Consider the following 25868-nt stretch of genomic DNA (forward strand, 5'->3'; position numbering starts at 1 on the left):
GTATGACTTTATACAAAACAATTATTTTTTTGTTAAGCAATACAAAATACTTTTAGACGTTATAAGTGTAATTGCTTATTAAAAAATAAAAATTATTGATACTTTTTCGATTAAATGAAAGTATTCACATTGCTAATTAAACGTTAATTATTAAATTGCGTACAATTTTATATCCATTTATAACGAGATGAAGATTAAAGAACTTTTAAACTTTCGATTACTGGCAGGTATATTAGTTGCTGCTAGTATTACGAGTTGTGGAAATTCAAACAGCAACGTATCAACGGCTACTGGTTGGAAAATCAATGATAGTAAAGGTGGTTTTCAATACAACACCAAATACGAACAACGTACTCCTAAAGGAATGGTTGCTGTAGAAGGAGGTACATTTACAATGGGACGTATACAAGAGGATATCCTTGCTGATTGGAATAACAATCCTAAAGAAATGTACGTACAATCGTTTTATATGGATGAAACAGAAACTACCAATATCATGTATAATGAATACTTATATTGGTTGCGTACTGTATATCCTCAAAACAATGAATTATATCAAGAGATTTATAAAAGTGCTATTCCTGATACGACAGTATGGAGAGGTCCTTCTGGGTTCAACGAATCACTTATCACTAGCTACTTAAGACACCCTGCTTATGCTAACTATCCTGTAGTGGGTGTTACTTGGGTACAAGCAAATGATTATGCTAAATGGAGAACTGATCGTGTTAACGAATTAGCACTAGAAAAAGCAGGTTATTTAAAGAAAGATGCTAAAATTCTTGAAGCAGGATCTGATGCTCACTTTAGCACAGATACTTACCTTATCTCTCCAGAATCTGTTTATGGAGGGAATAGCGATATCGCTTATAAAGGAAAAGGAAACAAAGCACAAGAAGGTGATCGCAACTTATACGCTACTCAAAACTCTGGTTTGTTTACCTCACAGTTTAGACTTCCTACAGAAGCTGAATGGGAATACGCTGCTATAGGATTAGTAGGTAACAGAGAGTACAACAACTATAAAGGACGTAAAAAATATCCTTGGGATAAAAGCAGCAAACGCAAAAAAGGGAAACCAATCGTTCAGAACACTAAATATGCTAACTATAAACAAGGTCGTGGTGACTATGGTGGTATAGCGGGGTGGTCTACTGACAATGGAGACATTACTAATGCAGTAAAATCATACCCTCCTAATGATTTCGGTTTATATGACATGTCTGGTAACGTTGCTGAATGGGTAGCTGACGTTTATGACCCAACTATTGATCTAAACGACACTGACTTCAACTTCTATAAAGGAAATGTTTACTATAAAAACAAAATAGGTGCTGATGGTAAAATCGAAATTACAACAAATGAAACTGTGAAGTTTGATACATTAAGCACTGGTAAATTAAGAGTTCGCAATCTACCTGGACAAATTGCTCAAGAAGAATTAGACCCTTCTATATTTGATGACAATATCCAGACAGGTTTAGGTGGTAAAATAAAAGGAGAAGGTCCTAAACCAATTAAAAAAGTTACTCTTTATGATGAGAAATCTCGTGTTATAAAAGGAGGTTCATGGAAAGATAGAGCATATTGGTTAGACCCTGCTACTAGAAGATTCTTCCCAGAAGATCAAGCTACAGATTATATTGGATTCAGATTAGTAATGACTAAAGTAGGTCCTAAATCAGATAAGCGAAAAACGAAGAATTAACATATTTTAAAATATTCTTTTTTCAAAAGCCCTAATTGTATTAGGGCTTTTTTTTATACTTTTGATTCATGGATATTACTGAAATTTACCAATGTTTTTTACAGTGTGATGGTGTATCTACTGATACTAGAAACATACATCCTAACTCTCTTTTTTTCGCATTAAAAGGAGATAACTTTGATGCTAACGAGTTTGCTCAAGACGCACTTAATAAAGGGGCTGCCTTTGTGATTATGGACAATAAAAAGCTGATTACTGATCCAGCTAAAATGCTTTATGTACCAGATGCCTTAGGAGCTTTACAACAGTTAGCTAAACACCATAGACAACAACTAGGCTTACCTATTATAGCGCTAACAGGTAGTAATGGAAAGACTACTTCTAAAGAACTTATCGCTACAGTACTAAGCAAAAAATATAAAATAACGGCTACTAAAGGAAACCTAAACAACCATATTGGTGTGCCGCTTACATTACTTTCACTTACAGAAGAGACAGACTTAGGTATTATAGAAATGGGGGCTAACCACAAACAAGAAATAGCTTTCTTATGTGAGTTAGCTGATCCTGACTTTGGGTACATTACTAACTTTGGAAAAGCACATTTAGATGGATTTGGTGGGTTTGAAGGGGTTATTAAGGCTAAAAGCGAATTATATGACTATTTAGAAGATAACTATAAAACAGCTTTTGTCAACTTAGATGACCCTAGACAAGATGCAAAAACAATGACCTTCAGCCGTTATACTTTTGGTACAGATTCCTCTGCTGATATCGTTATTGAACAATTAGAAGCTCAACCTAACGCTACAGTATACTATAAAGGAGAGGTAATTAACTCTAACCTTACAGGAATCTATAACGCGACTAATATAGCTGCTGCATTAACTATCGGTCAATTCTTCAATGTGGATTTAAACGATATTAAAGAAGCCATAGAACACTATATCCCTACTAATAATAGATCACAGTGGATTACTAAAGATAACTCTATGATCTTATTAGATGCTTATAATGCTAATCCTAGCAGTATGGACGCTGTATTGACTAACTTTGATCAACTAAATGATCAACGCGATAAAGTATTCGTCTTAGGAGATATGCTTGAGCTAGGAAAAGAAGGTTATAAAGAGCACAAAGATATCGTGACTAGATTAAGTGATGTTAAAAATAAAACAGCATACTTTATAGGAAGAGAGTTCTTTAAAGCATCTATTAATGTCACACAAGAAGACATACACTTCTTCGAAACGTTTGACTTGTTTAAACAACATATTCTTGACCATTCTAACGAAGTATTTAAGAATAAGCTAATCTTGATTAAAGGATCAAGAGGGATAGCACTAGAAAGAACCTTAGACTTAATATAACAAAAAAGAGCTTAAATAATTATTTAAGCTCTTTTTTATTTATCTTCTTGGCTATCGATTTCCAATCTTGTAATTAACGGGAAGTGATCCGAATTTTTAAACTCTGGATAAGTCTTAAATGACTTGACATGAATACGAGGATCTACGAACACATAGTCAATACGCATCGGATAAGCGAAGTCATACGTCTTACCAAATCCTGTTCCCCCTTCTACGAATGCATCATTTAAATTCCCTCTAATATTCCTATACACATACGAGAATGCACTATTATTCATATCTCCACAGATAATCTTAGGGATAGACACATCATTCATATGAGATTCTATTAACTCGGATTGCATCTGCTGTTCTTTAAATGCCTTTGCTATACGATTAACGATTAGCTTAGACTTAGCCTCATCAATACTCTCGTGGATATCAGGGCTAATACTTATAGATTGCAAGTGAATACTATACACTCTTATTGTATCTTGATCTTTTAGAATATCTGCAAAAATCACATTGTTATTAGAACTAGGTAAGTTAATCTCTCCCTTATCTATAATTCTAAACTTAGAATAAATAGCCTGTCCTGTTTTTATCTTATTCCCATGTGAAGTAATGAATTTATAAGGATATTGGCTGAACTTTATATTTGTATTCTTAGAATATTCTTGAAAGCACAATACATCAGGATCGTGTAGATCTACGAACTCTTTTATCTTATCAGGAACATGCTCATCTGGAATCCAATTAAACAAGTTAAAAAGACGAACATTATAACTCATTAAAGTGAATTCCTTTTCTCCAACTTCCACATTTCTACCTGAGAACTTATAAAACTTATTAGCGAAAGTAATCCCAAGTACTAGAATTAAAGAAGACAACCATATTTGCCTTTTTAATTGAATTAACCAATAGATAAAGAACGCTAGATTAATAATCAAAAAGAAAGGTAGTACTAGCGTAAACACAGATAATAAAGGAAATAACTTCGGTGCTAAAAAAGGCAAAAAATACCCTACTAATGACATAATCGCCATTAGTATATTGATACCAAATACAAACTTATTAAACCAAGATAGGTTCTTCATATTTTACTCTTTTCCAGCTCTAAACAGAAAGTCTTTCTCTTCTTTAGTAAGGCTTTCATATCCAGATTTACTGATTTTATCTAATATTTTATCTATTTTCTGTTGTCTCTCATCCTTGTTTTCACTGACTGTTGTTTCTCGGCGATTCTCTTTATTATTTACATATACCTTCTTAAAACGAGTTCCTTGATTTCGTTTAAATAGGTTACTTATTTTATCAAAGATAATGCTTAAATCGGTTCCTGCCTCTAACATTTTAATATAGATCAGTCCCATTAGCGCACCACCTAAGTGAGCTAGATGTCCCCCTACGTTACTTGTATTCAACTGGATAACATCTAAAATAATGATAAAAGTAGCGATATGCCACATCTTTACATTTCCGATTAAAGCTAATCGCACTTGCATCATAGGAGCATGCACTGCCACCCCTACTAATGGAGCTATAGTAGCTGCTGAAGCACCTACTAGTATAGACCCTGTCGACATAAACGTTCCTCCTAGCAAGAAGATCACACCACCTAATAAAGCACCTAATAGATACAAAGTTAAAAACTGCTTGTCTGTAAAAAAAGTAGCAAATAATCTTCCTACAAAAAACAAGACAATCATATTAAAAAGAAGGTGAATCACTCCTGCATGTACGAATGAATATGTCAATAACGTCCATGGTTTATACAATAGTGACATAGGGTTGCTCCCAAGAGCTAACCAAGATAATAAACTAGCGCTAAAGGAAGAAAAGAATACTTGCAACAACATAATGATTACTGAAATACCTACATTCCAGTAAATCAACTTTTGCACAATACCACCAGCTCTATACTGGAACTTCAAATCATCTAATAGCTTACTCATTATCTATCCCAACGGTTATTGTTAAACTGTGTCTTCTTATAATACATCATTAATAAATACCCCATTAATGCTCCCCCTATATGAGCGAAGTGAGCGATACCACCACCTCCACCGAATAGACTGAAGCTACCTGCTACACCTCCGTATAAATCTATCAATAAAATACCAGGTACAAAATATTTAGCTTTAATAGGCACAGGAATAAACATCATCATTAACTCTGCATTAGGGAACATAAACGCAAAGGCCACTAACAACCCATACACAGCACCTGATGCCCCTACGACAGGCGTATTATATGCAGATAGAAAATTATGCAACTGACCATCTCCTAATATACCTCCCCATCTTAGATCATACTTTCCTTCTTTTAGTAGCGCCATTACATCACTAGCATTATACCCATTATCTGTAAGAGTAGACAAAGCAGAATGAACACTAAAATAATTCACTCCTGTATGTAATAGAGCCGCTCCAAATCCACATAGCAAGTAAAAAGTAAGAAACTTCTTACCTCCCCACATCATCTCTAACGTACTACCAAAAGAGAACAAAGCAAACATATTAAACAGAATATGCATGATACTCCCATGCATGAACATATGAGTTAAAGGTTGCCAAACATAGAATGATGGACTTTCAAAATAATACATTGCGAATAACTCTTTGATCGCTGGTATAAACATACTAGCTCCGAAGAAGATTACATTCACTATAATTAAATGTTTTACTGTCTCTGATATTCTCATTATAATGCGAATTTTTTTTCTATATCCTCTACTTTCATCGTTACAAAAGTAGGTTTCATAAAAGGTGATACACTTGGTTCTTGACAAGCGAATAATGAGTTCACAATATTCTCTTGTTCTTCATCATTTAGCACAGTTCCTGTCTTCACAGATAAGCTATGTGCTAATGATTTGGCAATGCGGTCACTCTGTCCCATTGCTGTCTTAGGTACTCCATCTTGGAAGTCACTAATCAAATCTTCTAATACGATAGAAGCCTCACTCTCTGATATATTAACAGGCAGTCCTGAGATAACCACATAATCTTGTGTCATGTGTTCAAACCCAAAACCAGTCTGTTGTAACATCGGGTATAACTCTCTTAGTATTTCTACCTCATAAGGAGAGTAATACAATGTCAATGGAAATAATAGCTGTTGAGAAGAAGCTGTATGATTCTGTATACTCTCCATAAACTTCTCATACAATATACGCTGATGCGCTCTCCCCTGATCGATGATTACCATTCCTGACTTTATCGGACTGACAATGTATTTTCTATTAATCTGGAAGCGTTTCACTCCCGTGATTTCCTCTTGTTTATTTTCGAACAGATTCCCTGTCACAAAATCACTCTCTAATTTTATGCCAGACACATCTAGATCTTCCCCAGAAGAACGAAGTCCTTCATAGAGATTCTCCCATCCTTCTATATTACTCTTAGAAGACAAAGCTCCTTTAGAGAATGAGGATGACGAACTCTTCTTCACAGAAGGTTTATTAAACTTAGATTCTATAACATCTGATTCTCTATTTACTTTAGATCCCAGTGTGATTTCCTCTTCATATCTATCCTCTACGGTACTATTTCCTTTGCTCTCTAGTACTTCACCTAGATCATCGGTATAACTTAAAGGGCTATGATTACTTTTACTCTCTAACGTCTCACCTAAAGAAATATTTTCTTCCGTATTACTTTTACTTTCTAGGACATCTATAAAGCGGTTATTCTCTATATCATTCCCCTTATTCGTCACCTTATCCCCGAACGGATTCATGGATACATACGTCTCATTATTCTCCAGATCATCTATAAAGCGAGTGTTCTCTATACTACTATCCGTAGCTCCGATAAACATAGCCGCATTATTATCAAATGGATTATATTCAAACTTATCTGACTCTGTAAGTAGCTCTCTGTGAAAAGGGTTAAAGTTTCTATCTACTTCTATAGTAGGAGTTGATGCTTCTTTTCCCTCGAAGTCATACGGAGTATCTAAACTAGCATCTCTCTGAAAATCTAATACCGGCGCTACATTAAACTGTCCAAGACTATGCTTAATGATAGAGCGAAGAATACTGTATAAGGCCTGTTCATCGTCGAACTTTACCTCAGTCTTCGTTGGATGTATATTGATATCTATACTATCTGGTGGTACATTAAAGTAAATGAAATAGCTAGGATGTGTTCCTTCTTTTAAAAGTCCTTCATAAGCCGCCATAATAGCATGGTGTAAATAACCACTTTTAACAAAGCGATCATTCACAAAGAAGAATTGCTCTCCTCTACTCTTTTTAGCAAACTCGGGTTTCCCTACAAATCCTGTTACTTCAACAATCTCTGTATTCTCTTTAATAGGTACTAACTTTTCGTTTGTTCTAGTACCGAATACATTGACTATACGCTGACGAGCATTCGTAGGCAATAGATTAAACACTTCGCTACCATTGTGTATTAAAGAGAAATGTATATTGTGATGCACTAATACGATTCTCTCAAACTCATCAATAATATTTCTAAACTCTACATTATCGGACTTTAAGAAATTGCGTCGTGCGGGTATATTAAAAAATAAATTCTTTACTGAAAATGAAGTCCCTGCAGGAGTAACAGCTACTTCCTGACTCACTAGTTTAGTCCCTTCTATAACGATATGGGTACCTAGCTCAGCCTCATGTGTACGAGTCTTTAACTCCACGTGAGCAATCGCTGCGATAGAAGCCAAAGCCTCTCCTCTAAATCCTTTAGTACTTAGCGCAAATAAATCCTCTGCTTTGGAAATCTTAGAAGTAGCATGACGCTCGAATGACATACGTGCATCGACATCACTCATACCCTTTCCATTATCAATAACCTGTATTAAAGTTTTACCAGCTTCTTTTAGAATCAACTTAATCTCTGTAGCTCCAGCATCGACAGAGTTCTCTATCAATTCCTTAACCACAGACGAAGGGCGTTGTACTACTTCCCCTGCTGCTATCTGATTCGCTACGTGATCTGGTAGTAAACGAATAATATCTGACATCTATTTGCTCCTCTATTATTAATCTAATTGTTTAGATAAATTCCACTTAAAGGACAAATTTAAAGAATTAAAAATTCCTTTACTATTTCTCTATTGTAATTTATTTCTAAAATATAGAGGACACTTTCTGAATTATAGAATTAAACACTACTCACCTCATCCTATGACAACCTTTTTTTAAATACTTATCTAGTAAATAACATTGCTGATAAGTTCTAGAATAATTATGATGATAGTACATCCACCCCCCCTTATCATTCTGAGCCTGCTAAGAATCCCATCCTAAACATCCACTCTTCTGGTCATTCTGAGCCTGCGAAGAATCCCTTCCTATATGCTTGTGGAGTTACTAGTGAGATGCTTCCTTTGTCAGCATGACATTGGTCGTTGTTAGTATATCCCGTTGCTATGTCATTCTGAGCCTGCGAAGAACCTCCATCCTATATGTTTGTGGAGTTACTAGTGAGATGCTTCCTTTGTCAGCATGACATTGGTCGTTGTTAGTATATCCAGTTGCTATGTCCTTCTGAGCCTACGAAGAACCTCCATCCTATATGTTTGTGGAGTTACTAGTGAGATGCTTCCTTTGTCAGCATGACATTGTTAGAGGTAAGTATATCCACTCCTACTCTCATTCTGAGCCTGCGAAGAACCTCCATCCTATATGTTTGTGGAGTTACTAGTGAGATGCTTCCTTTGTCAGCATGACATTGGTCGTGGTTAGTATATCTAGTTGCTATGTCCTTCTGAGCCTGCGAAGAATCCCATCCTATATGTTTGTGGAGTTACTAGTGAGATGCTTCTCACATACCCTGCCATCGCAGACTTTGTCAGCCTAGTAGTTTAGAGGAAAATGCTCTGAGAATAGAAGGAGCATCCTTGGACAAACACACGCTTTCCTCCACTAAATACGGAGTATTGTCCATGTATTGTCGAAAGATCTCAGCAGAACCCCCTATTTATAAGGGCTTAAAGCCTATGCAAGTAAAAAACAAATTTGACCTAAAAACAAATAAACAACTATAAATCAATAACTTAATTAAAAATCAATACTAAAAAAAAGCATATACTTTTTTTAATTTAAAGCCCCAAAAGAAGGAAAATAGAGGGTAAAGAGTAAAAAAGTAGGATTAGTTCTCTTTAAACCCCTAAAAAAGGTGCTGAAATAGATCCATTTTTTAAAAAAAGAAGAAAGATTATTTTAGAAAAGAAAAAATATAAAGAAAAGAGGTACCCGCTAAACAGTATTAATAGTCAGACATCCCCACTTACTGAAAAATATAAAACAAAAAAAGAGGATTTCTATTGCTAGAAATCCTCTATCTTATATCCTATAAATAGATTGTGCTTACGCTTTTCTATTTAAATCTATCATTTTTAAAGCTGCGATAGCTGCTTCTGTACCTTTGTTTCCGTGTTCTCCACCACTACGAGCAATAGATTGTTCGATATGGTTATCTGTCAGTAGACAGAAGATCACAGGAATATCAGAGATTAAGTTAAGGTCTTTAATACCATGTGTCACTCCTTCGCATACGAAGTCGAAATGCATCGTCTCTCCCTTAATCACACACCCTACTACAATAACTGCATCTAAGGTCTCATCTACTTCTATCATTTTTTTTGCTCCGAAAATTAATTCAAAGCTACCTGGTACATTCCAGCGAACTATGTTTTCAGCTAATAGACCACAGTCTAATAAGGCTGCTTCTGCACCAGAATACAATCCATTAGTGATTTGGTCATTCCATTCTGAAACTACGATACCTACTCTAAAATCTTTCCCGTCAGGAAGTGTAGTTTTATCGTATTCAGATAAGTTTTTATTTGCTGTTGCCATACTTATTGTGCTAAACCTATCAAGGCATCTACTCCTCTGTATTCTACAGAACCTTGGTAGTTATTTTTAATCTCGTTGAAGCTCTTAAGCGCTTCTTCTTTTTTACCTAATTCTAAAGCAACTAAACCTGCTTTATTTAAATATCTAGGTGTAGTAAAATCGTTCTTCTGCTTAGCAGCTGCTTTTTGATAATACTCTAAAGCTTGCTCTTGTTGCCCTAATTCAGAGAAAGCATCTCCAATAGCTCCTAAAGCTAATGGTGCTAATACTGCATCATTTCCTTTGAATTTCTCTAAATGCTCGATTGCTTTAGGGAAATCACCTTTATGTAAATATGCTGTACCCGCATAGTAGTTTGCTAAATCTGCAGACTGTGTACCACCGTAATTTTCTATAATTCCTAAGAATCCTAGTTTACCTTCTCCACCATTAAGTGCTAAGTTAAATAAAGAGTCTTTAGCAGTACCATTCATTAAAGCATCGTTATAATAACTCTGTGCCTGAAACATTTCGTTCGCAGCGTCATCATTTTTTGGCTCAACAACAAATTTGTCATAACCAACATACCCCAAAGTAGCCAAAGCAACAGCACCTACGATACCAAAAATTACTTTTTGATTGCGCACTACCCAGCTTTCCATTCTATTTGCTCCTTGATCTAAAGAGTTAAATACCTCAGCTGTCTTACTGTTAGATGAATCAATATTGTTATATTGTTCAAACTCATTATCTTCTTTTTCTTGTTCAGGTTTAGGGGCTTTATAACCTCTTTTATTATAAGTTGCCATTTATACAAAGTTTAATGAGTCGCAAAAATAGGATTTTTATTGTAATATAAAAGTGCTTTCTATCTATATTTTTGATAATTTGCACCAAAATTTGATAAAGCACTCTCTAAAACGTTAAAATAACTAGTAACCACGTGTATTTAAAAAAATTAAACATATTAAATTTCAAGAATATTAGCGATAATACTTTCTCTTTTGACCAGAAAATAAACTGTTTTATTGGGTTAAATGGAGTTGGTAAAACCAATATCTTAGATGCTATATATTATATGGCTTACGGGAAGAGTTACTTCAACCCTATAGCCGTACAGAATATCAAACACAACGAAGATTTTTTTGTAATCGATGGTACATTCATTAGAGATGAAAAGGAAGAGCACATCGTATGTAGCCTAAAAAAAGGACAGAAAAAAATCCTGAAGAGAAACAATAAAAACTACGAACGATTCTCTGATCACTTTGGCTTTATTCCCTTAGTGATTATCTCTCCTTCTGACAGCGACTTAATTACAGAAGGAAGTGAGACTAGACGTAAGTTTATCGATAGTGTGATCTCTCAGATGGATGGCAACTATCTACAACTGCTTATACAATACCAGAAGCTAATCAGTCAGCGTAATGCGCTTCTTAAGAGCTTCGTTCAGAATCACTATTTCGACGGAGAGACGTTGGCAGTCTATAATGAGCAGATTGCAGAATTGGCACACCCTATTCACGAGAAAAGAAGAGATTTCATCAAAGAATTCACTCCTATATTCTCTCATTATCACAGTCTGATCACAGAGAATAAAGATGATGTATCTCTAGAATATGAGACGCAGTTAGATGATAAATCTATGTTAGACCTATTCGCAGAGAATCTTGCCAAAGACCGTATGCTACAGTACACCTCTGTCGGGATACATAAAGATGACTTGGCATTCGAACTGACAGGACATCCTATTAAAAAGTTTGGTTCACAAGGACAGCAAAAGTCATTCTTAATCGCATTAAAATTGGCTCAATTTGAGTTTTTAAAAACACAGCGAGGCGTAGCTCCTATCCTCTTATTTGACGATATCTTTGACAAATTAGACGAGAATAGAGTTCGCAAGATTTTAGAGCTAGTTAATTTAGATACCTTTGGTCAACTCTTTATTTCGGATACACACGCTGATCGAACAGAAAACTTGTTAAATAGTGTAAACCAAGGTTACGAGATTTTTAAAATTCAACAAAACGAAGAATAAACTAATAATACCCCTAAGACAATGAATATTCACGAGAATGTATCGCTAAAACCATATAATACGTTTGGATTAGATGTAAAGGCTAAATATTTTATTGAAATAAAACAGATAAATGATCTAAAAGAAATAGTCAAGGCTAATAAAAGTGACAAGCTATTCATCTTAGGAGGAGGTAGTAATATGCTACTAACACAAGACATCAATAAGATCGTCATCAAGCTAGATCTAAAAGGAATCAATATCATCAACGAGGACGACGACTATGTATATGTAGAGGCTGAAGCTGGGGAGAATTGGCATGAGTTCGTCCTATGGTGTATCGAGCACAACTATGGAGGTTTGGAGAACTTATCTCTTATACCAGGTAATGTAGGGACTACGCCTATCCAGAATATTGGTGCTTATGGAGTAGAGATTAAGGATGTGCTACACAGCTGTAAGGCTCTTAATATGGAGACATTAGAAATAAGAGACTTCACGAATGCTGAATGTGAGTTTGACTACAGAGAAAGTGTGTTTAAAAATGCGCTAAAGAATCAATACGTCATTCTATCTGCTACCTATAAACTAACTAAACAAAATCACAATCTAAAGATAGAATACGGCGCGATAAAAAGTCAATTAGACGCTGATAACATTACTCCTCCTACTATTAGAGATATTAGTAATGCTGTGATCTCTATCAGACAGAGCAAGCTACCTGATCCTAAAGAAATCGGTAATAGTGGTAGCTTCTTTAAAAACCCTATCGTAGACAGAGACACCTTCGATAGACTGCACAGAGGATATCCTAACATGCCTCATTATATCATCAATGAACAGGAGGTAAAAATACCTGCAGGATGGCTGATCGAGACCAGTGGCTTTAAGGGATACCGACTAGGTGATGCTGGTGTACATGAGAAGCAAGCTCTAGTGCTAGTTAATTACGGAAAAGCAGAAGGCGAGCAAATCAAGAAACTAGCAGAGACTGTACAGCGAGAAGTTTTTAAGCTATTTGGCATTTCTATTCATGCAGAAGTCAATATCTTTTAAAAATATATTTAGCTTGTTTAAAATACTTTTATAAGTAAATATATACACCTATTTGAGGTGAATTACTGCATATTTTCTTTTAGATAAATATATCTATCTAATAAAATACAATACAGATGTAACCCAAAAGCAGTATAATCAAAATATATAAACTATTTTTAAACAAGCATCTATATTCTTTTAACAGATTAATCGTACATTTGCAGACCTTACGGGAATAGATATTCACTATGCTAACACTTTTATTTTACATTTTCATTGCTGTTATAGTTATAGAAATATTACAGTATATTATCATCTATGGACCACTAGCTATGTCTAGTAGTCTTCCGACTAAACGATATGCTGACCTAGAACCTATCTCTGTCATTGCTTATGTAAAAGACCAACAAGAGAAGTTAGAGAACTTTCTATCTGTGCTTATACAACAAGATTATCCTGAATACGAAGTTATACTAGTCTATAGTGCATCTGATGACGAAAGCCTAGATATCTTAGAGAAATTCTGTTTAACTTATCCTAATACTAGACTAGTCAATGTAGAAAATATAGAGGCCTTCTGGGGCAATAAGAAGTATGCCTTAACTCTAGGGATGAAGGTAGCTAAGTATGAGCGCTTCATCTTTACAGAACCTGCTGTCACTCCTATATCAGATAAATGGTTACTAGCGATAAGCAAAGGATTCTCTTCTACTAAGAAAGTAATACTAGGACATACTAAAATCGAAAAAAAGAAAAGGTCTTTTATCAATCAATTAATCCGTTTCCAAAATACATATAAGACGATAAACCTATTCTCATGGGTGTCGTATGGCAGACCTATCCACGGAAATGCTTATAACCAAGGATATAATAAAGAGTTGTTCTTTAAAGTAAACGGGTTTATAGACCATATGAAAACTCCTTATGGAGATGAGTATGCCTTCATCAATCAAATAGGAACAAGTAGTAATACAACAACCGCACATGATCGCGACAGCTTCGTATGCTTACAAGTGGAAAGCAAGACTAGTACATGGACAGGTAATATAAAGAAGTACGACTTACTCCTTAGAACCTCATCTATCTTTACACAATTTAAGATTAGATTCTTTAGTCTATGTCACCTTCTATTCTTCGGGCTATTCACTACGCTGATCAGTTTTCTTTTTAACTGGGAGATTGTACTGGGGTTATTTGTATTCCGTTATTTGATTATATACATCTATAACTATAAGTTATTTAAAGTATTTGATGATAAAGATTTGGTGTGGACACTGCCATTCTTAGAAATTATTCATATTTTTATCACTACGTATTACTCAATAGTACATTTTATTACACGTAAAAAAATTTGAAAAACTTAGTTCAAGAAAATATCCAAGCAGCTCAAAAGGGAGACCAGATAGCGTTTACCTTCTTGCTAAACCATTATTGGTCTGAAGTATATAACTTTATGCTTAAAAGAACAGCAAACGAAGTGGATGCTGAAGATATTACTATTGAAACTTTTTCGAAGGCATTTACCAATATCAGTAAGTACGACCCTACTTATGCCTTTAATACTTGGCTGATCAGCATTGCTAAAAATGTGCATATCGATATGATCAGAAAGCGCAAGAATATGTCTTTCTTAGATATCAATGACGAGGAGAATCAACAGTATCACGATATCATAGATGATACAATGAACAAAGAAGATGAACTGATACAAGAACAGAATCTAGTGATCTTTAAAAGTTATATCAACTTACTTAAACCTCATTATCAAGAGGTAATAGATATGCGCTTCTTTCAAGAAATGTCTTATAACGAAATCGCAGAAGCCTTAAATGAGCCTTTAAACAATGTCAAGGTAAAAATTATGCGTGCTAAAAAACTATTAGCAGAGATTATCCTTAAACAGATAGATCAAAACTTCTCTATCTAATCTTCACAAACTATAATACCCTATAATTAGGTATAGATTTTCGCTTCTAATAATCACAGTACGTGAAGTGACTTTAAAAATATTAGTATTATTTTTATTTACCATCCTTTATTTCACATGCAAGATTAGCAATACACTTCTATAATATCCAGCTATTTAGCTAAAATAATTCCAATCTTATAATTATTTTATAACGAGTAAAAAAAGTTCATTCAATTTTTAAAAACTGATATTTATCACAATAAAAGACAATAAGGTCTTTTATCTTTGGTATACAAAAATGAACAAAAGAACACAGTTATGAATACAAAGGTACAAACACTAAAAACCAAACTTGGAGTACTACTATTATCTCTAGGTTTACTAACAATCGGAGGCTGTCAACAGAAGGACAAGACTCCTACAAAGATGACTCCAGAGATGGCTGAACAAATAGTAGTCAAAGGAGAAGCTGAAGCTGAACTAACTGCACCTCCCCTAGTACCTAAACCTGTAGGAAAAAGGGATGCAACGAAACTAATTGTTAATCTAGAGATTTTAGAACAAGAAGGTGAAATGGTAGATGGGGTAAAATATATGTATTGGACCTTCGGTGGTACTGTACCTGGTAGCTTTATCCGTACCCGTGTAGGTGATGAAGTAGAGTTCACGCTTAAAAATCACCCTGACAATAAACTTCCTCACAATATTGACCTTCACGCTGTGACAGGTCCTGGAGGAGGAGCTGCATCATCACTAGTAGCGCCTGGACACGAGGTAACGTTCTCTTTTAAAACACTACATCCTGGTTTATATGTATACCACTGTGCTACTGCTCCTGTAGGGATGCATATCGCTAACGGGATGTATGGTCTAATCTTAGTAGAGCCTGAAGGTGGACTACCTCCTGTAGACAAAGAATACTATGTGATGCAAGGGGACTTCTATACAAAAGGGAACTATGGAGAGAAAGGACTACAACCATTCGACATGAATAAAGCATTAAAAGAACAACCTGATTATGTAGTATTCAATGGGCATGTAAACGGACTAGTCAATGAAAATGCAATCACTGCTAAAGTAGGAGAAACAGTAAGGTTATACGTAGGTAATGGTGGGCCTAACTTGGTGAGTTCTTTCCACGTAATCGGAGAGATCTTCGATAGAGTACATGTAGAAGGTGCTGATCTAATCAACGAAAACGTACAGACTACACTTATACCAGCAGGAGGTGCAGCGATAGTAGAATTTAAAGTAAATACACCTGGTACATTTGTATTAGTAGACCACTCTATCTTTAGAGCCTTTAATAAAGGAGCACTGGGAATGCTGAAAGTAGAAGGAGACGAAAACCAGAAAGTATTTGCAGGTAAAATAAAAGAAGGAATATACTTACCTGAAGGAGGTACTATACAAAATATGCCTAAAGAACCAGCTAAAAAAGAGGTAGTGGAAAACAAAACGCTTGCCCAACAAATAGCTGATGGTAAAAGTGTGTTTACTAGAACATGTTTTGCTTGTCACCAATCTGAAGGACAAGGTATAGAGAAAATATTCCCTCCTCTAGCAAAATCTGATTACTTAAATGCAGATGTGAATAGAGCGATAAAAACAGTTATAAACGGACTACAAGGAGAGATTACAGTTAACAAGGTAAAATATAACTCTATCATGACGAGTCAAAACTTAAGTGACCAAGAGATAGCTGACGTACTGACTTATGTGTACAATAGTTGGGGAAATAATAAAACTGTAGTGAGCCCTCAAATGGTTCAAAAAAATAGATAAAATGTTTTTTCTTGATAAATCAAACTTCATTGTGTGTCTTCTGAGCATAGTATCCTTAACAGGAATATATGCTCAGAAAACGACACCGATGGTCACTATCAAAAGTGGAACTTTTGTTCCACTTTACGGTAGTACAGAAGAAGGCTATGTAAAAGTAGCTTCTTTCAAAATGGATCAATACGCTGTGACCAATGAACAGTATGTAGAGTTCTTAAAGAAAAACCCAAATTACCAACGCTCACAAATCAAAGCGTTATTCGCTAATAAAAGTTATTTGTCTCATTGGAAAAGTGATTTAGACTATGGCGATTTAAAACCTAATGCTCCTGTGACCAATGTATCTTGGTTCGCAGCTAAAAAATACTGTGAACTACAAGACAAAAGATTACCTACTATGGATGAATGGGAATATGTAGCTATGGCTGATGCTAAGAATATGGATGCTCGCCAAAAAGAAGAATACAATAAGTATATCCTCGCTTGGTACGAGACACCTAAGACTTATGTCAATCCTGTAGGGAGCACCTTTAAAAATTACTGGGGTGTATATGATATGCATGGCTTAATATGGGAGTGGGTAGCAGACTATAATTCAATCTTTTTGTCTGGAGAAAGTCGCAAAGACAAGGGCAATGACGAGAACTTATTCTGTGGAAGTGCTTCTATTAATGCTTCTGACCTGATGGACTATGCTGCCTTTATGCGATACGGTTTTAGAGGTAGTCTTAGAGCTAACTTTACAACAAAAAACTTAGGTTTTAGATGTGCACAAAACCCTTAAAAAAAAAGAACATCATTATGAAAAAGACATTGATAGCATTACTAAGCTGCTCTACTTTACTACTAACTAGTTGTAAAGAGACTAAAGCTACAGAAGAACAACCTCAAGCTACAGAACAGACAACAGAGTCACAAGAGATTTCTGATTTGTCTATTTACAATCTACCTTCTACCTGGACTACACAAGATGGTAAGGATATTGAGTTAAAAGACTTACAGGGCAATGTACTAGTCATGGTCATGATTTATACTTCTTGTAAAGCTGCATGTCCTCGATTAGTAGCTGATATGCGTAATATCGAGGAGAGAGTAAAAGGTAAAAACGCAGATAAGGTAAAATATGTATTAGTCAGCATTGACCCACAAGTAGATACTCCTGAACGTCTAAAAGCATTTGCTAAAGAGAATCAAATGGATGGCCCTCAATGGGTATTCTTACGCTCTACTGAAGAAGACACAAGAGAATTTGCGGCTACTCTTGCTGTAAATTACAAAAAGATATCTCCAATAGACTTCTCTCACTCTAATATCATTAGTGTGTTTAATACCAAAGGAGAATTGGATTATCAACAAGAGGGACTTGGTATAGACTATGCCCCTACTGTAAAAGAAATAGAGCGACAACTCGCTTTAATTAAATAAGAAAGTTAGTTATTAGTTTGATAATATACTGCTCTGCTTCATAATAGAAGTAGAGCAGTATTTTTTTTGTACATAAAGTGCCTTTAATTCTAGTTACTTATTTAAGAATATAAAATAGTTCCAATAATAAAAAGCTATTACATGATCACTTCAAAAGTACAATCAAACAATAGCTTTATATATAATAATACTAACAGGTATTTTAATAGTTAAGCAAATAAACTATTCAATACCTTTCACTTATAAATTCATTCCTCTTTATACCCCTCCATATCTAATAAAGCTACCTAGTATAAGCATCACGATACTAATAGTCGTTACTGATAAAATATGGAATGTCATTAAAGGAAGTTTCTTAATATCAGTCTTTAGACGAGGCAATACGTAAAACTGAGCACTTAGTGCAAATAATGCGATAGTGAATAGACATGCTAATTTTAAAGAAACAACACGTTCTATTGGAGTTTCAAAAGCAAACCAACTCGCTAACTTTACATTGTAAATATAAGCCATACGCACACCTGTTAGCAACATCACAAATAAAGCTGGCATACCGAACCACTCATATCTACTCTCAAAGTTAAATAGCTTCTCTACTGACTTCTCTTTCCATACTTGAGGTAATATCACCACACTTAATAAGATATGTCCTCCTACCCATATAGTAGCCCCTAATAGGTGTAATATTAATAAAAGGTGTAATTCATTCATGACTTTCTAATTTTAAGGTATGAGAATAATAAAAATAAGATACTGATAGGAAGTAATACAGATGCCCAAAATAAGAGTACAGGTGTATTAACTACCCAAACAACTCCTATAAAACCTTGTAATCCTTGTATAAACAAAATTATTTCTGTCAATACAAAACCTACTACTAAGAATAGTATTCCTATCTTTAACCAAGTATTTACAACTATTCTTTTTTCTTGAACCATTAACCAAACTCCAAAACCACTCAAGACTCCTAACATATTCAAATGGATAAAACCTATGATCCAACTGCGCAAAGCTTGTAACTGAATCGCTATTGATTCTGATATAGCTAATAACTGTGTACCTATTCGCATTATAAGGCATATTCCTGCTAATACTAATAAAAGCCACACAAAGATGCTTTCATTATTATTTCGTTGCTTAAATATCTTGAAAAAGGGTTTTATTAAATATCCCACTGAATACAATTGCAATAAAACACCTACTGCATTTAAGTAATGAAGTATAGGTAATTCTACATACCAACTCACGGGTAGAGCATAAGTGAGTATTACAGATACTATCCAAGTGTAATAGAAAGGTTTAAACTTAGATAAAGAATACCCCTTAAACACAATGGCAAACAATAAGGCTAAAAAGGCAGTTAAGAACCATCCATCAAACTGAAAATGTAAGAAAAACTGTATACATATCTGATAGAAGGCACTAGCCTTCCCCATCATGCCTACTGCTGGCCCTAAGCACCAAACCCCAAAGGTAGAAAATGCCATAAAAAACAAAGAGGTTTTTAGTAAAACTCCTTGCTGTGTTCCTGAGGCAGTGTTGTTCTTCCATAAATGAATGACAAATACATAAGAACAAATAATGTGTAAAGTAGAAAAAGCAATAGATGCTGCGGCATATCCCATAAAAGGAAATGTCAGTGCCATTCCAAGCACTGCTAATTGAGTCATCCAAAAAAGTCGGGCATAAAACTTTTCTTCTTTAGGCGTTTTTATTCCAAACTGCTGAACAAACAATACATAAACCAATAAATACAACCATCCTAATAAAGCAATATGAGAGTGTGTATGTAAAATATACAAAAACGTCACTCCTTCTATCGGGTAAACGAACATACTTCTTAGCAAAAGTCCTAATAGGGCTGCTGTAAGAAAGTTGACCAAAGGAATGATATAATAGACCGGTTTCATAAGCTGTTATACAAGAAGTGCCTTAAACTTAAAGGTAAGGCACTTCTATGAAATTTGAAAAAGATTACTCGAATTTTTGTTCTAATACTATTGCACTTGGGAACAAAATATTATTTTCTAAGTGAATGTGTTTATGCAGGTCATCTTCGAACTCTTTTAGCATAGCGTAAGTAACCTTATATGTATTACATCCATCTGCTGGTGGTGTATAATTATTAGACAACTCAGCTATTTTTCGGAAACGCTCACCTTCCCCATCATGTTCATGCATCATCATAGCTACTGGATTTTGTACTGTACCAAAATGAGGTGTTTCTAAAGATTGTCCTGAGATAGTTGAAGATACCATCTTACGAATAAATGGAAACAGAACAAGCTCTTCTTTTTTTAAGTGTTGGCTTAGCTCCGCTGCACATCCAATAAACAATTCATTTATTTCAATTAACTCTGGGTGTCTATCTCCATGTACTCTACTCAGTTTATTTAAAAATTGTAATAATACTGGGATCTTCTCCTCTACATATCGATGGTGTGTCTTCTCAATATAATCAGCTAACAAATCTAAAGGCCAATGTCTAAAATCGATATTGTTCTCTGCTTGTTGTGTCAATAAGCGTTCTAACTCTCCGATTAACTCTTCTCTATTGACTGATTTCTTTTCACATACCTCTTCAATAGTACGTCCTCCTTTACAACAAAAATCAATTCCGTATCTATTGAATATTGCTGCTGTTCTAAAATCTTCTGCTACAAATGAGCCTACTGTTCTATTTATCATGATTGCTTTTTTTTAATGTTAATTTGAATACAAATAAGACGATAGCGAAAATACCTACTGTAAAGATTACGTCACCGATGGTACGTAGCCATTTCAGCGTATTCATAGCTGGTAGCTGCATAAGTTCGCTAGAACGCGCATACCACATACCGTGTTGAATACTTTCAATCGCTTGCCAAATACCGATAGGTAATAAACTTAAAAGTGCCATTAATAATAACCCTAAGTTCAATCCCCAGAAGCCTATTTTCAATAACTTCTCATTCCATTTAATATCTCTATATATACTTCTTAATACGAATAGCATAAGTCCAATTCCCAACATTCCATATACCCCAAATAAAGCAGTATGTGCGTGAAGAGGAGTTGTATTAAGTCCTTGTACATAATACAGTGCGATCGGTGGGTTAATAATAAAGCCAAATACACCTGCTCCTAAGAAGTTCCAGAATGCCACTGCTATCATAAAGTATATAGGCCATTTATAATCCTGTAACCATCCTTTATGTGTAGATATTTTATAGTTCTCATAAGCTTCATAACCTATCAGAGTTAAAGGCACCACTTCTAAAGCACTGAATGTTGCTCCTAATGCCATTACTGCAGTCGGCGTTCCAGAGAAATATAAGTGATGAAATGTTCCTATAATCCCTCCAGACATAAATACAATAGTAGAGAACAATGCGCCATTAGTAGCTGTCTTGGTTTTAATCAACCCCATTCGTACGAATAAGAACGCTAAAACAACAGTTGCAAACACTTCAAAGAAGCCCTCTACCCATAAATGTACTACCCACCATCTCCAATATTCTGCTATTGCCAAGTTAGTTTGTCTTCCCCACATTAACCCTGCTCCATAGAATAAAGCAATTGCTCCACATGAGATTAAGAAAAGTATAATCAAATTGCGATGGCTTCCTTTTTCTTTCAATACAGGTAACAATGGTCTAATCATTAAAGCTAACCATACAAATAAGCCTACAAATAAGAAGATCTGCCAGAAACGCCCTAAGTCTACATATTCATACCCTTGATGTCCAAACCAGAAGTTCTGTACTAAGTTTAGTTTTTGCATAATACCAAACCACTGACCAATCATAGACCCCAGTACAATAATCAATAAGGCTATAAATAGGAAGTTCACTCCGAATACTTGAAACTTAGGATCCTTACCTCCTACTGCAGGTGCGATATATAATCCGGTTCCTAACCAAGCAGTAGCTATCCAAAAAATAGCCAATTGGGTATGCCATGTACGCGTAACAGAGTAAGGTAAAATCTGATCTAATGGAATACCATATAAACCTTGTCCTTCTACTCCATAGTGAGCTGTTATAATTCCTAATCCTACTTGTAATAGCATCAATAAACATACTACCCAGAAATATTTCTTCAAGATAGTCATACTCTTAGTTACAGTTCCATTTGATACTGGATCTTCCATTGGCACCATATCTTCTTCCTCTTGCTTAGAGGCTACGTGATAATAAACTAATACCCCTACAGCAAAAATCAATAAGATAACACTCACTCCAGACCAAGCAATAAGAGGTGTAGTAGCTACGTTACCTACTAACTCTTCCGCAGGCCAGTTATGTGTATAACTAACATCATTATCTGGTCTATTAGTTACAGTAGCCCATGTTGCCCAAAAGAAGAAAGCATTCATTTGTTTCAATCTTGTTGGATCAGTTAGCGCATTATTAGGTATTGCATAATCTTTACGCAGTTGCGTAAATTCGGGATCATCTGTAAACAATTTAGTATAATACTCCTGAAGATGTAAACGAGCTTTATTTCGTTCCTCTGTAATCGTCAAAACACCAGTTACTTTGTCATAAGTATTAGCTCTAATATTAGCTTGTAAATGTGCTTTTAAATAAGCCTGTTCTTCTAATGAACTATTTTCATAAGACTTATTATACTTCTCTTGAGCATAATACTCCAATAAATACAATGCTTCTCTATGCAGAAAATCAGCAGTCCAATCAGGAGCAACATAAGCTCCATGTCCCCATACAGAGCCAACTTCTTGTCCTCCTATACTCTGCCAGACATTCTGACCGTCTTTTATATCACTAGCAGTTAATACAATTTCACCATTAGTTGTTCTAACTTCGATGGGTACTGGTGGTGCTTCTTGATAAATTTCAATACCGAAATAACCGAGTACCCCAAATGAGAATAACATTACTATCGTAAATGCTATCCATAACTTTCTTTGTCTATTTTTCATACTTTTAAATAGAAGACTTTTTTATCCTTTATTGTTTTGTAAAAAAAGGGAAGTTACTTCCCACGTATAATTACAACTTCAAGAAAGTATCACCAGACTTGGTACCATTGGCTAACTCTCGCAAAGTAGTAGTTTCTAACATATTTCTCAACCCTTCTCGGATTGCTTTAAATTTAAAGTGAACAGGACATGGGTGCGTCTCAGAACACTGAGCTAACCCTAATCCACATCCCTTGTAGATAGAATCACCATCGATCACATTCACCACCTCACATAGCTTAATATTGTCTAAGTTTGCTATCGGAATTTCAAATCCTCCTCCTACTCCCTTAACTGATTCAATCACTCCACTCTTAGATAGCTTTTGAAGTATCTTAGCTGTAAAAGCTTCTGGAGCATCTATCTCTTTTGCTATTTCTTTAAAGCCTACACGCTCCCCTTTCAGTGAAGATACTGAGATAAAAACAACTGAACGAATAGCGTATTCACAAGCTTTAGAAAACATATCATTTATTTTAATAGTACAAATATAAAACAATTCTACATATAAAAGACAATAAAGTCCTTTATATATAAAATAAAAAAGCAATATCAGTCTATTGAACTAATATTGCTTCATATAGATAATTATAACTTATCTAAAAATTATTTCTTTTATTACCTCTCTCCCTAATTCTTCATTTATCATTCTAATTATCTTACTCTTTCCATAAGTTAATTCCTCACGTACGATAGGAGAAGATAAAGCTACATAAAGTACATCACGTTTTAAGAGTATATCTAATGTATAATTAGCTATTCCTGGTCCTAATAGATTCTTCCAAGCAGCACGAACATCAAGATTATCAATTCCCTTATCAAGGTTATTCTCTTTTATAAATATTTTTAAAAGATCCTGAATACTACTCTCTTCTCGTAATCGTTTATTTACATCATACTTCTTCAATGCCTAAATTATTTTAAAGTAAAAGGTACCGCCTTTTTATAATAGTAGATAATATCATTTTCGTTTTTTACAACAAACTCATCCTCATCCAATTCTACTAACTCTTCCTTCCATTCAGCAAACTCAGTCTTATACATTAACCAAGTCTTACCTGCCTCATTAACTATAGTTAGGTTTTCTTGCACCTCATTCGTTAAATACTCACCATTCACCTGTGGCATTACTTTCTGACGAAAACCAACTCCTTTATCATTTATCTCAAAGAAATCAATAGAAGAATTAATGGTATAATCTTTCACCTCACCATCTGGCAATTTTGCTTTCTCTATTTCCCAATAACCATTAATTACCTTTAAGTCCTCAGGTGTAAATTCTTTCCCACAGCTTGCTACTAAAAAAAGTATACCTATGAAAAACACTTTATATAATCTACTCATAACTATTACTTCTATTTAAAAAATGAATCAACAAATTCAAATTTATTAAACACTTGCAAATCTTCGATTCCTTCTCCTACACCTATATACTTAACAGGTATTTGGAATTGATCAGATATACCAATAACTACACCACCTTTAGCAGTTCCATCTAATTTAGTTACAGCCAAACAGTTTACTTCTGTTGCTGCTGTGAATTGCTTAGCTTGTTCAAAGGCATTTTGTCCTGTAGAACCATCTAATACCAACATCACATCATGAGGAGCATCTGGAATAACTTTCTGCATAACACGTTTAACTTTAGTAAGCTCATTCATTAAGTTTACTTTATTATGTAAACGACCGGCTGTATCTATAATTACAACATCAGCGTTCTGAGTTACTGCAGACTGCAAAGTATCAAAAGCAACAGAAGCTGGATCACTTCCCATTTGTTGTCTTACAATTGGCACACCTACTCTATCTGCCCACACTTGTAATTGATCAATAGCAGCTGCTCTAAATGTATCTGCAGCACCTAATACAACATTCAATCCTGCTTTCTTAAATTGATAAGCTAACTTTCCTATCGTTGTTGTCTTTCCAGCACCATTTACTCCTACTACCATCAATACATAAGGCTTTTTATCTTTTGGAATTTCAAACTCTGTTGCTTCACCAGATTGAGTCTCTGATAACAGCCCTGCTATCTCATCTCTAAGAATCTGATTTAACTCATCTGTTCCAACATATTTATCTCTCGAAACACGCTCTTCAATACGCTCAATAATTTTCAATGTAGTATTAACACCTACATCAGATGACACAAGTATTTCTTCTAGATTATCAAGTACATCATCATCTACTTTTGACTTACCAGCAACTGCTTTAGTCAGTTTTGAGAAAAAAGAAGATTTAGACTTTTCTAAACCTTTATCTAAAGTTTCCTTCTTTTCCGAAGAAAATAACTTCTTAAAAAAACTCATATTACTTTTATTAACTACTGCAAATATAAAGAATAAAAAGTGAATCAATTTACCCAAATCACAGGATAAAAAAATAAACAACTTTTGTTCTTTTTATTATAAATGAAAAAAGCATCCATAAAAGGTGCTTTCAAATAAAACTTGGTATCATAAATATATACACAAAAAAAGCTGCCTATAATAGACAGCTTTTCAAGATCTTTATAATGGTAAAATTACTTCTTGTTTAAGAAATCATCCACAAAGTCAGGAGCCATAACAGCTTCAACGAATGTGTAAGCTCCAGTTTTAGGAGATTTAACCATTTTAATTGCTTTCGTCAACTTTTTAGAAGATGTTCTTAAAGTCGCTACGGTTTTCTTTGCCATGACTAATAATTATTTAATTTCTTTGTGAACTGTTACTTTCTTCATGATAGGATTAAATTTCTTAATCTCTAATCTATCAGGTGTGTTTTTCTTATTCTTAGTCGTGATGTATCTTGAAGTTCCTGGTAAACCAGATGCTTTGTGTTCAGTACATTCTAAGATTACTTGAATTCTGTTCCCTTTCTTTGCCAT

Annotated in this window: 25 protein-coding genes; 9 read left to right on the forward strand and 16 right to left on the reverse strand. The window is 34.7% G+C overall.

The window, feature by feature from the left end; all coding sequences use genetic code 11:
- Window positions 1-187: 187 nt before the first annotated feature.
- Window positions 188-1708, forward strand: coding sequence for a gliding motility lipoprotein GldJ (gene gldJ, locus BK054_RS01805; RefSeq protein ID WP_006267032.1), 1521 nt, complete (start codon window positions 188-190; stop codon window positions 1706-1708).
- A 68-nt stretch (window positions 1709-1776) separates the two neighbouring features.
- A complete protein-coding gene (locus BK054_RS01810; protein WP_006267031.1) occupies window positions 1777-3078 on the forward strand; it encodes a UDP-N-acetylmuramoyl-tripeptide--D-alanyl-D-alanine ligase in 1302 nt (433 codons plus the stop codon).
- 35 nt (window positions 3079-3113) lie between these two features.
- Here the strand turns inward: BK054_RS01810 and BK054_RS01815 are convergent, their stop codons facing one another.
- From BK054_RS01815 to BK054_RS01840, 6 genes are all read right to left on the reverse strand, one after another.
- Window positions 3114-4154 (reverse strand): endonuclease/exonuclease/phosphatase family protein, encoded by a 1041-nt coding sequence (locus BK054_RS01815; RefSeq protein WP_071306888.1) that lies wholly within the window; start codon window positions 4152-4154, stop codon window positions 3114-3116.
- Between the two features lie 3 nt (window positions 4155-4157).
- Window positions 4158-5012: a rhomboid family intramembrane serine protease gene (locus tag BK054_RS01820; RefSeq protein ID WP_006267028.1), complete on the reverse strand. Its 855-nt coding sequence runs from the start codon at window positions 5010-5012 to the stop codon at window positions 4158-4160.
- Window positions 5012-5761 (reverse strand): rhomboid family intramembrane serine protease, encoded by a 750-nt coding sequence (locus BK054_RS01825; protein ID WP_006267027.1) that lies wholly within the window; start codon window positions 5759-5761, stop codon window positions 5012-5014. Before BK054_RS01825 ends, BK054_RS01820 begins: the two co-directional genes overlap by 1 nt.
- Window positions 5761-8046, reverse strand: coding sequence for a DNA mismatch repair endonuclease MutL (gene mutL, locus BK054_RS01830; RefSeq protein WP_006267026.1), 2286 nt, complete (start codon window positions 8044-8046; stop codon window positions 5761-5763). Before mutL ends, BK054_RS01825 begins: the two co-directional genes overlap by 1 nt.
- Before the next feature lie 1348 nt (window positions 8047-9394).
- Window positions 9395-9886: a 6,7-dimethyl-8-ribityllumazine synthase gene (gene ribH / locus BK054_RS01835; RefSeq protein ID WP_006260284.1), complete on the reverse strand. Its 492-nt coding sequence runs from the start codon at window positions 9884-9886 to the stop codon at window positions 9395-9397.
- A gap of 2 nt (window positions 9887-9888) precedes the next feature.
- Window positions 9889-10674, reverse strand: a complete 786-nt coding sequence (locus BK054_RS01840; protein WP_006260285.1) for a YfgM family protein — start codon at window positions 10672-10674, stop codon at window positions 9889-9891.
- Window positions 10675-10808: 134 nt separating this feature from the next.
- Here BK054_RS01840 and recF point away from each other — a divergent pair, with 134 nt between their 5' ends.
- The 7 genes from recF to BK054_RS01875 all read left to right on the forward strand — a co-directional run bounded on the left by recF (window position 10809) and on the right by BK054_RS01875 (window position 18036).
- Window positions 10809-11903 (forward strand): DNA replication/repair protein RecF, encoded by a 1095-nt coding sequence (gene recF / locus BK054_RS01845; protein WP_006267025.1) that lies wholly within the window; start codon window positions 10809-10811, stop codon window positions 11901-11903.
- 21 nt (window positions 11904-11924) lie between these two features.
- Window positions 11925-12938 carry a UDP-N-acetylmuramate dehydrogenase gene (murB, locus tag BK054_RS01850; protein WP_006267024.1) on the forward strand — a complete coding sequence of 338 codons (1014 nt, stop codon included), beginning with the start codon at window positions 11925-11927 and terminating at the stop codon, window positions 12936-12938.
- Between the two features lie 230 nt (window positions 12939-13168).
- Window positions 13169-14275: a glycosyltransferase family 2 protein gene (locus tag BK054_RS01855; RefSeq protein WP_006267023.1), complete on the forward strand. Its 1107-nt coding sequence runs from the start codon at window positions 13169-13171 to the stop codon at window positions 14273-14275.
- Window positions 14272-14847, forward strand: a complete 576-nt coding sequence (locus BK054_RS01860; RefSeq protein WP_006267022.1) for an RNA polymerase sigma factor — start codon at window positions 14272-14274, stop codon at window positions 14845-14847. The genes BK054_RS01855 and BK054_RS01860 overlap by 4 nt, the downstream gene beginning before the upstream one ends.
- Window positions 14848-15114: 267 nt before the next feature.
- Complete coding sequence (gene nirK, locus BK054_RS01865) at window positions 15115-16614, forward strand: copper-containing nitrite reductase (protein WP_006267021.1); 1500 nt, start codon at window positions 15115-15117, stop codon at window positions 16612-16614.
- A 1-nt stretch (window position 16615) separates the two neighbouring features.
- Window positions 16616-17395, forward strand: coding sequence for a formylglycine-generating enzyme family protein (locus tag BK054_RS01870; RefSeq protein ID WP_006267020.1), 780 nt, complete (start codon window positions 16616-16618; stop codon window positions 17393-17395).
- A gap of 17 nt (window positions 17396-17412) precedes the next feature.
- Window positions 17413-18036: an SCO family protein gene (locus tag BK054_RS01875; RefSeq protein ID WP_006260292.1), complete on the forward strand. Its 624-nt coding sequence runs from the start codon at window positions 17413-17415 to the stop codon at window positions 18034-18036.
- Between the two features lie 258 nt (window positions 18037-18294).
- On the opposite strand, the gene BK054_RS01880 is transcribed toward BK054_RS01875, so the two are convergent.
- From BK054_RS01880 to rpmG, 10 genes are all read right to left on the reverse strand, one after another.
- Complete coding sequence (locus tag BK054_RS01880; RefSeq protein ID WP_006267019.1) at window positions 18295-18747, reverse strand: CopD family protein; 453 nt, start codon at window positions 18745-18747, stop codon at window positions 18295-18297.
- Window positions 18744-19946, reverse strand: coding sequence for a hypothetical protein (locus tag BK054_RS01885; protein WP_006267018.1), 1203 nt, complete (start codon window positions 19944-19946; stop codon window positions 18744-18746). The genes BK054_RS01880 and BK054_RS01885 overlap by 4 nt, the downstream gene beginning before the upstream one ends.
- A 64-nt stretch (window positions 19947-20010) precedes the next feature.
- Window positions 20011-20724: an iron-sulfur cluster repair di-iron protein gene (gene ric / locus BK054_RS01890; protein WP_006267017.1), complete on the reverse strand. Its 714-nt coding sequence runs from the start codon at window positions 20722-20724 to the stop codon at window positions 20011-20013.
- Window positions 20714-22960 carry a nitric-oxide reductase large subunit gene (locus tag BK054_RS01895; RefSeq protein ID WP_006267016.1) on the reverse strand — a complete coding sequence of 749 codons (2247 nt, stop codon included), beginning with the start codon at window positions 22958-22960 and terminating at the stop codon, window positions 20714-20716. The genes ric and BK054_RS01895 overlap by 11 nt, the downstream gene beginning before the upstream one ends.
- A gap of 70 nt (window positions 22961-23030) precedes the next feature.
- Entirely contained in the window at window positions 23031-23465 is a 435-nt protein-coding gene (locus BK054_RS01900) for an RrF2 family transcriptional regulator (RefSeq protein ID WP_006260297.1), read from the reverse strand.
- Window positions 23466-23594: 129 nt separating this feature from the next.
- Window positions 23595-23906: a DUF721 domain-containing protein gene (locus BK054_RS01905; protein ID WP_006260299.1), complete on the reverse strand. Its 312-nt coding sequence runs from the start codon at window positions 23904-23906 to the stop codon at window positions 23595-23597.
- Window positions 23907-23914: 8 nt separating this feature from the next.
- A complete protein-coding gene (locus BK054_RS01910) occupies window positions 23915-24343 on the reverse strand; it encodes a hypothetical protein (RefSeq protein WP_006260300.1) in 429 nt (142 codons plus the stop codon).
- A gap of 11 nt (window positions 24344-24354) precedes the next feature.
- Window positions 24355-25308 carry a signal recognition particle-docking protein FtsY gene (gene ftsY, locus BK054_RS01915; protein ID WP_025124486.1) on the reverse strand — a complete coding sequence of 318 codons (954 nt, stop codon included), beginning with the start codon at window positions 25306-25308 and terminating at the stop codon, window positions 24355-24357.
- A 215-nt stretch (window positions 25309-25523) separates the two neighbouring features.
- Entirely contained in the window at window positions 25524-25676 is a 153-nt protein-coding gene (locus tag BK054_RS01920; RefSeq protein WP_006260302.1) for a DUF4295 domain-containing protein, read from the reverse strand.
- 9 nt (window positions 25677-25685) lie between these two features.
- Window positions 25686-25868 carry a 50S ribosomal protein L33 gene (gene rpmG, locus BK054_RS01925; protein WP_006260303.1) on the reverse strand — a complete coding sequence of 61 codons (183 nt, stop codon included), beginning with the start codon at window positions 25866-25868 and terminating at the stop codon, window positions 25686-25688.

The organism is Myroides sp. ZB35 (genome assembly GCF_001865835.1).
Taxonomy (GTDB): domain Bacteria; phylum Bacteroidota; class Bacteroidia; order Flavobacteriales; family Flavobacteriaceae; genus Flavobacterium; species Flavobacterium odoratimimum.